3 protein-coding genes are annotated in these 1,090 nt (G+C 35.5%); all 3 read left to right on the top strand.

Annotation, left to right across the window (positions count from 1 at the left end; all coding sequences use genetic code 11):
- Positions 1-2: 2 nt before the first annotated feature.
- A complete protein-coding gene (locus tag FD46_RS03960; RefSeq protein ID WP_056992247.1) occupies positions 3-284 on the top strand; it encodes a type II toxin-antitoxin system RelB/DinJ family antitoxin in 282 nt (93 codons plus the stop codon).
- Between the two features lie 46 nt (positions 285-330).
- A complete protein-coding gene (locus FD46_RS03965; protein ID WP_057895898.1) occupies positions 331-516 on the top strand; it encodes a hypothetical protein in 186 nt (61 codons plus the stop codon).
- The coding region (locus FD46_RS03970) for an ATPase (protein ID WP_057895899.1) at positions 513-1,090 on the top strand (578 nt) is incomplete at its 3' end. The genes FD46_RS03965 and FD46_RS03970, both read left to right, overlap by 4 nt.

Here is a 1,090-nt window from a genome sequence, read left to right on the forward strand (position 1 = left end):
TCATGGCAGTTAAGGAAAAGAAACGGGTACAAGTCCAGATTGACAAAGACTTGGCCAATAAGACCGAAGCTGTTTTAAGTGAGTTAGGTCTAAACCAAACAACAGCGATTAACATGTTTTACAAGCGGATTGTGGCAGACGGAGCATTACCGTTTAAACTAGCTTTAAGTGAAGTAGAAAAAGCTAATTTAGGCTTTTTAAAGGCTACCAAAGATATACCAGTAACAGAATTCAAAGACACTAAAGAAATTGCTGATTGGCTCAATGATCCGAAACAGGACTGATGGTTTATCAGATTAAATAAATTAATAACTAGGGAGCGTGATTAACATGAAAGATACAATCACAATTAATGACTTTTTAGAAACCGCAAAAGAAACGGATTTAAAAGATTTACTCGATAAGTCATTACATGATCCAGATCCAGAAAAGCGCAAAGTATATGACGCTTTATATACCTACCTTTTAGATAAAAGGCAAAATGAGGTTATTAAGCGAAAGGACTTTATCCGTTGATAAACAAACCCCAATATATTATTGTTGCCGGTATTAACGGAGCAGGAAAGAGTACTCTTTACGATACGTTACCCATATTGTTTGATAAAACAAAACGGATTAACGCTGATGAAATTTTAAGACAAATGGGTGGCGACTGGCATAAAGACAGTGACAACTTAAAAGCCATGCGAGAGGAAATAAAGCAACTACACTATGCCTTAGATAACCGCCAAAGTATTCACGTAGAAACGACACTTGCAGGCAGAGGTAAAGCTCAACTAAATTTGATTGACAAAGCTCACGAAAATGGGTTTGAAGTGACTTTATTGTATGTTGCCTTGCGAGATGAAAATTTAGCTATCAAGAGAGTAAAAGAACGGGTACAAAAGGGTGGACATGGTGTACCAACAGAGACTATCAAAAAACGTTATCGACAATCGAATCATAACTTGCCAGAAGTGGCTTTTAAAGTCGATAAGGTAATGATCTATGATAACAGTGAAAAATTTACTTCTGTTTATATAAGAGAAAAAGGGCAAATAATTAAGAATAATTTGAGCCATTTTCCTTGGATAAATCAAAATATTACTTG

It is taken from the genome of Liquorilactobacillus oeni DSM 19972 (assembly GCF_001436275.1).
Classification (GTDB): Bacteria; Bacillota; Bacilli; order Lactobacillales; family Lactobacillaceae; genus Liquorilactobacillus; species Liquorilactobacillus oeni.

Coding starts and splice junctions, on each gene's coding strand:
- FD46_RS03960 (WP_056992247.1), top strand. CDS start 3: ATGGCAGTTAAGGAAAAGAAACGGGTACAAGTCCAGATTGACAAAGAC.
- FD46_RS03965 (WP_057895898.1), top strand. CDS start 331: ATGAAAGATACAATCACAATTAATGACTTTTTAGAAACCGCAAAAGAA.